Consider the following 9,611-nt stretch of genomic DNA (forward strand, 5'->3'; position numbering starts at 1 on the left):
CGGCAGTGTCGCACATGTCACACCCACCTGCCGGAACACATCGATGACGTCGTTTCGATTCAGCTTTTTGTCATCTGCAGCACGGATAACCCCGCAGGCACCGTCATTGAATGTGCTATTCGAACGCCAGTACATCATGTTGGCAACGGCAAAGGTTTCAAACGCTTTCCTGACATTCCAGCCGGCTTTATTGGCCAATAAGTAGAATGCTTTGTTGTAAACACCGCTGGAATGATGCACATCGATGCCATCAAAGTATTTGCTGGCGTGCCCAATCGAACCACCATCCTGCTCGGGGTCGTTCATATAGCGCATGGCACGGCCTTGCTGCTTGATGATATCGTGCCCGATCAGGAAGCTGGCTTTTCCAACGGCATAGAATTCTGCTGCCTGCGAGGCCATATCGGAGAATGCCTCGTTCATCCCGCCTGATTGTCCGGAATAGACCAGATTCGAATTTTGCTGAGTGAAGCCGTGACTCACCTCGTGTGCGACCACGCCCAGAGAGACCAACGGGAACATTCTGCTGCCACCGTCGCCAAAAGACATGGCGCGACCATCCCAGAATGCATTTTGATAGTTGTTGCCATAGTGAACACGCAACGTCAGTTTTTGCTGGATCGGGCGACGTTGTAGCCATTCCCGATACATATCGAATACCACACCACCAGAAAAATGGGCGTCATTCAATGGGGAGAATGCACCATTGACCGAGCGATATTCATTGCGAGGGGTGCCTGTCGCACCGCAGTTGCTCAACTGAAAGGGAGTATTCGAGTTGGAAGTTGTATTACGCAGATCAACTGTGACGACGTTTTCTGTTTCAAAACGACACTGGTCATCCACTTGCAGGGCTTTACGGCCTTTACCGAATTCATACATCCCTGTCTTGGTGTTACCGCCAGGCCCCGTTGCTTCCCGGTGTGCCAAGCCATCCCACTTTTTCAGCACTCGACCACTCATCGCGTCAATCATGAAAAAGGGGCGCTTAGGCGCAATACCCGGCACGAACAATGATGTCATATAGAACAGTTGCGCTCGGCCTGCTGAATCCAGCTGAATCAGCAACTCTACTTCTTCATTTTCGCCTTGCCGTAGCGGGCTGCCTGCCAACGCGATATTACGCGCCACCTTGAGCGCGTCTTCTTTGGAAAGAGTCGGCTTGATCTGTGGTAGGTCTTCTTCAATACCCTGAACAAAAGTACCGCTCACATAAGAGGCAACCGCATCAGCCTGAACGCTATCCAAGCCGCGCTGTTGCACGCCAACTGGGGCATGCTCACCCCACACTTTGATTCCGTTGTAATACTGCTGATACTTGACCTTGACCGCACCATCCATAGTCGTAAGGGAAGTCACTGGCCTGAGATCAGCCGCCAGCTCGATTGGGTTGCTTGCTTCCGCACCGGTCGCACCCAGATCCACTCTCGTTGCGGCCATCGACTGCATCGCGCCAAAGACCAACATAGTGCATGTGGATACTTTCAGTACCTTATTGGAAATAGCACCTAACATGTTCACTCCCCACCTTAAAATCTATACGTCATGACAAGGCAGCGATTTAAACACGCCTTATTCGAATACGTCAATATCCTTCTGTCATTTTAAATTACAATGTTTACTATGTTGTTTTTAATATGAAAAATTATAAATGAACATTGGTCATATATAATGAAATCCAGCATAGATGCGCCTTGCAATACCATTCAGGTAATATTTATGCGTGAAAACCAGCACTTATCCTTGGCACAAAAATACCTATGGCATTTTACGCCTTACCAACAGAGAACGATTGAAGGCGTGTGATCGCCAATCCACTCCCAATTAATAAAAATTCACAAACAAATCAATTAGTTAAAAATAAAAGATATACCACCCGACACCTTTGCCGCTACGGCTTACCAGCTGGATGAAATGGACAGGTAAAGCAATTGAACCGGATGACGGCGTTGCAACAAAGCCAGCGAATCGGTGGCAGGAGATACCTGTTCGGTATCGTGGCGATGGGTTGTCATATCGATATGATTCTCGATCACGCTAGGCTGCTGAATCTACATCGTTTTTGGAAAGCTGCTGGATTTATGCATTGGAATACGTGCGCTTTCATTAACGCGCCGTATAATGGTCGGTTTCGTATTGACTTTTGCATCGCATAACATGGAACTAGCCAAGAGCTTCGAACCCGCCACCATTGAGTCCCGCTGGTACCCGTACTGGGAGTCGCAGGGATATTTCAAACCGAAGATGGATCCGGCTGCACCGGCCTTTTGCATTCAGCTGCCGCCACCCAATGTAACTGGCACGCTGCACATGGGCCATGCTTACAACCAGACCATCATGGACAGCCTGACCCGCTATTACCGCATGCGTGGCTATAACGCGCTGTGGATGCCAGGCACCGACCACGCTGGTATTGCCACCCAGATCGTGGTGGAGCGCCAACTGGCTGCACAGAAGGTGTCGCGCCATGATCTGGGCCGCGAAGCTTTTGTCAGTAAGGTATGGGAATGGAAGGATATTTCCGGTGGCACCATCACCAACCAGATGCGCCGCATGGGCTGCTCGGTGGACTGGGATCAGGAATACTTCACCATGGACGAGAAAATGTCCAAGGCTGTGGTTGAGGTATTCGTACGTCTGTACGAACAAGGCCTGATCTATCGCGGCAAGCGGCTGGTGAACTGGGACCCAGTGCTGGGTACGGCAGTATCCGATCTGGAAGTGATCAGCGAAGAAGAGGACGGTCATCTGTGGCACATCCAGTACCCGCTGGCTGACGGTTCGGGTCATGTCACCGTTGCAACCACCCGCCCGGAAACCATGCTGGGCGACGTTGCTGTCATGGTTCACCCCGAAGATGAGCGCTATGCCCACCTGATCGGCAAGGCTGTCAAATTGCCGTTGTGTGATCGCGAAATCCCGGTGATTGCCGACAGCTACGTGGATAAGGCATTCGGCACTGGTGTGGTCAAAGTGACCCCGGCCCATGATTTCAACGACTATCAAGTCGGCCAGCGCCATGGTCTGCCACAGATCAACATCTTTACACTGGAAGCCAAAGTCAACGAGAACGCACCGACCCAATATGTCGGCATGGATCGTTTTGCTGCGCGCAAGGCTGTTGTGGCCGATTTGGAAGCAGCAGGCGTGCTGGAATCGGTCAAACCGCACAAGCTGATGGTGCCACGCGGTGACCGTACTGGTTCGGTAATCGAGCCAATGCTGACAGACCAGTGGTTTGTTGCCATGACCCAAGCCGGGCCGGATGGCAAGACCATCACCGGCAAGGCCAAGCAAGCAGTCGATTCCGGCGCAGTGAAATTCATTCCTGAAAACTGGGTGAACACCTACAACCAGTGGATGAACAACATTCAGGACTGGTGTATTTCGCGCCAGCTGTGGTGGGGGCATCAGATTCCCGCTTGGTACGATGCCGAAGGTAATGTGTATGTTGGCCGTACCGAGGCAGAAGCCCAGGCCAAGGCCCCTGGCAAGACGCTGTCCCGCGACCCAGACGTACTGGACACTTGGTTCAGCTCGGCGCTGGTGCCGTTCTCATCGCTGGGCTGGCCTGACAACACCGACGCATTGAAGACTTTTGTGCCGTCATCGGTGCTGGTAACCGGCTATGAAATCATCTTCTTCTGGGTGGCGCGCATGATCATGATGACCACCCACTTCCTCGACATGGTGCCGTTCAAAGATGTGTACATCCACGGTATCGTGCGTGATCACGAAGGCAAGAAGATGTCGAAGTCGGAAGGCAACGTGATCGACCCGGTTGACCTGATCGATGGCATCGCACTGGAACCACTGGTTGAAAAACGTACCACCGGCCTGCGTCGCCCCGAAAAGGCACCGCAGATTGCCAATGCCACCCGCAAGCTGTTTCCAGATGGCATCCCGGCATATGGTACCGATGCGCTGCGCTTTACCATGGCCAGCTTTGCCACCCTGGGCCGTAACGTCAACTTTGACTTCAAGCGTTGCGAGGGCTATCGTAACTTCTGCAACAAGCTGTGGAATGCCACCCGCTTTGTGTTGATGAACCTGGAAGGCAAAGACTGCGGCCTGGATGAAAGCCTGCCGCTGGAATTCAGCTTTGCTGACAAGTGGATCATCAGCCGTTTGCAGCAGACGGAACAGACTGTCAACCAAGCTTTCGAAACCTATCGCTTGGACTTGGCCGCGCAAGCCATCTACGAATTTGCCTGGGATCAGTATTGTGACTGGTATGTCGAGATGGCCAAGGTGCAACTGCAAGGCGGTAACGAAGCCCAGCAGCGCGCCACCCGCCGTACTTTGGCGCGGGTGCTGGAAACTACGCTGCGCTTGGCTCACCCGATCATCCCGTTCATTACCGAAGAGCTATGGCAGATCGTTGCCCCCATGGCTGGCAAGAAAGAGTGTGACTCATTGATGATGGCTGCTTTCCCGCAGCCTGACCCGAGCAAAATCGATGAGGCCGCGCTGGCTGAAATGGCACGCCTGCAGGAGATTCTGCACGGTGCACGCAATCTGCGTGGCGAAATGGGGCTGAGCCCGGCGCAGAAGGTGCCATTGTTCATTGAGGGCCCGGCTGCCGAGTTAGCGCATTTCGCACCTTATATACAATTGCTGGCCAAGCTGTCTGAGGTCAATCTGGTACCGGCATTGCCAGCCGATGATGCGCCTGTAGCAGTGGTAGGCGGGTTACGTCTGATGTTGAAGGTGGAAATCGACAAGGCTGCGGAAACTGCACGCCTGAACAAAGAAATGGCCAAGGCCCAAGCCGAGCTGGACAAGATCAACGCCAAGCTGGACAAGCCTGGCTATGCCGACAAGGCGCCTGCCCATCTGGTTGAGAAGGACCGCGCCCAGGTTGCCGAGCTGAACGAGAAGCTCACCCGCATCAACGAGCAGCTGGCCAAGCTGCTTGCTTAAACGTCTTACCTCAAGCTGTTTACAGCATGTCATTCAATGAAACAGGGCTGGTGTTGCCCACACCAGCCCTGTTTCATGGGTGATTGCCACCCCAAGTTACTTACTATTCTCCATTTTTTCACCGTTCTGTCACATTTCAGCGCAACAATCTGATGTGGATACCTCATCAGCTTTGCCATGTGGTATCCACTACCCAAGATGCACTTGCAGCCACGGTAGAACACCCGCCAAGCTGCATGTTCATATGCAGGTCCCACCATTGGGCGGTATCGCACAATCTGACTGTGCCTCTGTGTGACACCAGGCCCGATGTAATCGTGATCTTTATAAGGAGCGTTGCATGAATCTCAGGAAATGGCTGTACTCAAGCTTTTTCACATTGACTGCAACTGTCATGCTCACACACAGTGCCCATGCAGGCCAGGACGCGTATGGCAGCAATGCTGTCATGCCTACCATCTACAGCAAGAATATCTGGTATTACACGGAATACCCGGTTGTAGGCAACCCACCAGCTAACAAGACATTGACGCTGGTGTATTACAACTGGAGCTACCCGGCCCCCCGCCCCGCCGGCTTGACGGTCTATCTGTGCAATAGCGCGGTGACCCTTTGCGCCGATGTGACAACCGTGCAGTCCGGCTCGGTCAATTTCACCGGCCAGGGCGTTCCCGCCACAACTCCGTTAAGGATATATGCTGGAGTCAGTGGCTCTGGCACCATGTCACCACTGTATGGCGGGACGACCAATATTGTGGTCAATTATCAAAGCAATCCGTAAATCCTGCTGGCCATGCGGACAGTCAGCCTCTGTCCGCATGCAGCAAACCAAGCGTAACCGATCTGATCGTCACATCAGTTGGCAACAATTTGATAGATTGCACCACCCTTGCTGCTCAACACATATAACTCCTGCTGCCCATCCTGGCCAAATGACACGATATTGCCGACATTTTCAACCGGCCAGGTAATCTGTTCCACCACCCCGTCGCGATAAGCAAAGCTTTTGAGCCAACCACGGCAGAAATCTGAGTAGAAGTAATGCCCTTGCAGCGCTGGTATCTTGCTACCGCGATACACCAATCCACCGGTAATCGAACAACCTTGACCGTGGTCGTATTCCAACACCGGTAAAGTCTGGTCTGCCGTATTACAACTGTCGCCATTCGGATAGCAGCGAGTACCCTCCGTGATATTCCAGCCGTAATTGAGGCCCGCCGCCCCTTCCGTAACAACATTGACCTCCTCTCGTTCATGCTGACCAACATCTGCAATGAATATCAATTGATCCGCCGTATCAATGGCGAAACGCCAGGGGTTGCGCAAGCCATATGCCCAGATCTCAGGCGATTTGCCAGCCTGTAAAGTGAAGGGGTTATCCGGTGGAATAGCATATGGTTCCGCAACGGTGGCGTTGCGCACATCAATGCGCAGTAGTTTGCCAAGCAATGTATCGAGCTTTTGCCCATGGCCAGCTGGATCCCCCGCTCCTCCGCCATCGCCCGTCCCCACGTACAGCATGCCATCCGCCCCGAAAAGGACAAGGCCGCCATTGTGGTTGGTGAATGCCGGATCACGTTTGATCGACAAGATGCGTAGTGCGCTCCCGATCTCAGCCAGGTCCGCGTTGTCTCTCGCTACTTGGTAACGCTCGATTGCAATATCACCCTGCAAATCCGTGAAATAGACATAGAACTGCCCAGTGTTGGCAAAGTCTGGATCAAATGCCATTGATAACAAGCCACGCTCGCCACCACTGGTCACGCTAGCCTGGATATCGAGGAAAGGCACACCTAGCAAGACACCGTTCTTGATGATACGGATCAGTCCTCCTTGCTCCACGATGAAAAGACGGCTGTCGCCTGCCGGGGCAGTCAAATACACCGGGCGATCCAGGCCCTCCATGGCCTTTCGCAGACTCAGGGTCAAGCTATTGGCAGCCTGAAAACGAACAACCGCCTCAATGTGCCCCCCCGCCACTACCGAGATAGTCTGGGAAGTCGGCTGTGGCAGATACTGGATATTGGCCACCATCATCGCATTGGCGGCCAGCGCGTAGTTACCAGGTGACAGATTGGAAATGGTCTGAGTGGTTTGCACAGGCTGAGTCGCTCCCCCCGGCGCGGTCAAACTGACATCCGCCAATGCGCCATCAGGCAACCCAGTCAGCACGACCCGGATACTACCTGTCGTAGCGACTGTGCCACCCCCACCTCCGCCACCACCACAGCTGCTGATACAAACCCACATCCAGAGCATGATCCCATATTGAACAAGCCGCATGACATCACCTCTCGTCAGTTGATCTGCCGAATTACGTCCATTTATAGCAGCTTATACCTGATCCAGAGAGCCCGCTGTATAGCTGGCTGGCGCGGCCATATGACTACGATTGGTGACTACCGTCCATTCCAATAGCAGGTGCATCCGCCGACAACATAGGTCTGTATTGATTGCACACCAATCCTCATCCATCAACTATCTACCGCCTCCTGCCAGGTCAATTTGGCAGCCACCTGTATCTTGACCATTGCTGCAACTCCACGCAGACTGCCCGGACAAACAGCCCGTCATCACGGCAACCGATTGTAATCAGGAGAGACCCATAACATGGAGCAAGCCCGCCAGTTTTTCGACAAACTGAATCAGGACTACCTGGCAGTCCACAAGACCAAGGAAGACCTGTTCTGGGATACCTATATGGCCATCAACGATGACCATGCCAGCTTTGCCAAAGCTGAACAAGCATTCAAATCCTTCATTTCCAACCCCGAGACGCTGACAGCAGTTCGCAGCCATCTGACTGCGCTTGAATCCAGCCCAGATTCAGCTGACAAATCATCGCTGATACATGGGCTCAAGGGGTGGTTGGCTTTGCTGGAGTGCAATATCATCGACAGTGATTCCGCCCGTCAGCACATGAACGAGCTGATTGAGATGGAATCCGCCCTGTTCGCCAAGCGACAACGCTTCACCATGCGCCACATCAATGAACAAGGGCAGGAGGAAGACGCCTCGCTGAGCATGCTCGCCACCAATATGGGCACCAACCTCAATGAAGCTGCGCGTAAAAGTTCTCATGATGCGCTGATGGGGCTGGAGAAATGGGTACTGGACAATGGCTTCCTCGACATTGTCAAAAAGCGCAATGTGTTTGCGCAAGCACTAGGCTATCGCAATTATTTCGATTACAAAGTACGTAAAAATGAGCAGATGAGCCCTGAAGCCCTGTTCAAAATTTTAGATGACTTTGAAGCACAAACCCGTGAAGCCAACCAGCGGGCACTAGATACCCTGTCTCGTAACAAAGGCTCGGAGGCGTTGCAGCCACACAACCTGCGCTTTCACATGTCAGGAGATGTCACCCGGCAAATGGACCCATATCTGCCATTTTCAAAGGCAGTCGAACGTTGGGTGCTCAGCTTCCGCAGACTTGGCATCACCTACCGGCAAGCACTGATGCAACTGGATCTGTTGGAACGCAAAGGTAAGTTTCAGAACGGCTTCTGCCACGGCCCCATTCCCAGCTTCTACAACGCCAAGGGCGAATGGGTGGCAGCGCAGATCAATTTCACCGCCGAAGGCAAACCTGATCAGATTGGCAGTGGTTCACGGGCGCTGAATACGTTGTTCCACGAAGGTGGACACGCGGCCCACTTTGCCAATGTAACCCAGAACTCCCCTTGTTTCTCACAAGAGTTTCCACCTACCTCAATGGCCTATGCAGAGACACAATCAATGTTCTGCGACAGCCTGCTCGAAGATGCCGACTGGCTGAAACGGTATGCTTACAATGCAGCCGGCGAGGTCATTCCTGACACCTTGATCAAAGCCCGGATCGAGGTATCCCAACCCTTCCGCGCATTCGCCGAACGTTCGATCCTGGTGGTCCCCTACTTTGAGTGGGCACTGTATCAAATGAATGAAACAGAGCTGACACCAGACGCCGTGCAGCAACTCGCCCGCAAAACCGAGCTTCGCATCCTCGGTATTGCACTCGGCCCCCGCCCGCTATTGTCGATCCCGCACCTGCTGAATCAGGAATCTGCCGCTTCCTATCACGGCTATCTACTGGCCCATATGGCTGTCTATCAGACCCGTGCCTATTTCGAACGCGAATTCGGCTATTTGACGGACAACCCAGCAATTGGCCCGTTACTGGCCGAGCACTATTGGACACCTGGAAATAGCCTAAGCCACAACCAGACCTTGTTGAACCTGACAGGCGAAGGCTTCTCAGCCACCTATCTGGCAACGAAATGCAATCAATCAGTCGAACAGGCGTGGCAGACAGCACAGCAGAAGATTGCCGACGCCGCTATCCGCCAATATTCTCAAGATTATCCAACGACCTTGGAGGCCCGTATCCGATTGGTGCATGGTGCAGAACTGATCGCAGATAACCAACTGTCGGATGAGGCCATGTTCAATCAGTTCGAGCAATGGGTAGCCGCACGCTATCCGATATTGCATTGATCATAAGCTATTCCGATTGCAGTGCACCCAGATGCGGTGCACTGCAATTTGGCTACGGAAGCATAGAAATGTCTGAACGAGCACCGGTTTATGAGTCTGAGTGCTGATCGAAGCCTGGCGGTGCGAGTACAATGAAGCGCGTCCGAAGAAGGCACTGGGAGGGCTGACGCCCTCCGAGTATGCCCGACTACTGGCGGAAAGGACTGTTAAAC

The 9,611-nt window shown here is 53.1% G+C and carries 6 protein-coding genes and 1 pseudogene; 4 read left to right on the plus strand and 3 right to left on the minus strand.

The window, feature by feature from the left end; all coding sequences use genetic code 11:
* Positions 1-1,515 (minus strand): M4 family metallopeptidase (locus tag HNQ59_RS17795; protein WP_184041745.1); only part of this gene is annotated, 1,515 nt, incomplete at its 3' end.
* Positions 1,516-1,898: 383 nt separating this feature from the next.
* Entirely contained in the window at positions 1,899-2,036 is a 138-nt protein-coding gene (locus tag HNQ59_RS17800; protein ID WP_184041746.1) for a hypothetical protein, read from the minus strand.
* Positions 2,037-2,157: 121 nt separating this feature from the next.
* Between HNQ59_RS17800 and HNQ59_RS17805 the strand changes: the two genes are divergently transcribed.
* Entirely contained in the window at positions 2,158-4,923 is a 2,766-nt protein-coding gene (locus tag HNQ59_RS17805; protein WP_184041747.1) for a valine--tRNA ligase, read from the plus strand.
* A 448-nt stretch (positions 4,924-5,371) separates the two neighbouring features.
* Positions 5,372-5,704: a flagellar protein FlhE gene (locus HNQ59_RS17810; protein ID WP_184041748.1), complete on the plus strand. Its 333-nt coding sequence runs from the start codon at positions 5,372-5,374 to the stop codon at positions 5,702-5,704.
* Between the two features lie 74 nt (positions 5,705-5,778).
* Here the strand turns inward: HNQ59_RS17810 and HNQ59_RS17815 are convergent, their stop codons facing one another.
* Positions 5,779-7,206 carry a PQQ-dependent sugar dehydrogenase gene (locus HNQ59_RS17815; RefSeq protein WP_246491074.1) on the minus strand — a complete coding sequence of 476 codons (1,428 nt, stop codon included), beginning with the start codon at positions 7,204-7,206 and terminating at the stop codon, positions 5,779-5,781.
* Between the two features lie 327 nt (positions 7,207-7,533).
* Here HNQ59_RS17815 and HNQ59_RS17820 point away from each other — a divergent pair, with 327 nt between their 5' ends.
* Together HNQ59_RS17820 and HNQ59_RS17825 are read left to right on the plus strand one after the other, a co-directional pair.
* Positions 7,534-9,399 carry a M3 family metallopeptidase gene (locus tag HNQ59_RS17820; RefSeq protein ID WP_184041749.1) on the plus strand — a complete coding sequence of 622 codons (1,866 nt, stop codon included), beginning with the start codon at positions 7,534-7,536 and terminating at the stop codon, positions 9,397-9,399.
* A gap of 66 nt (positions 9,400-9,465) precedes the next feature.
* A pseudogene (locus HNQ59_RS17825) lies at positions 9,466-9,611 on the plus strand (integrase core domain-containing protein); the annotation flags it as partial.

The sequence above is a fragment of the Chitinivorax tropicus genome, assembly GCF_014202905.1.
Lineage (GTDB): Bacteria > Pseudomonadota > Gammaproteobacteria > Burkholderiales > SCOH01 > Chitinivorax > Chitinivorax tropicus.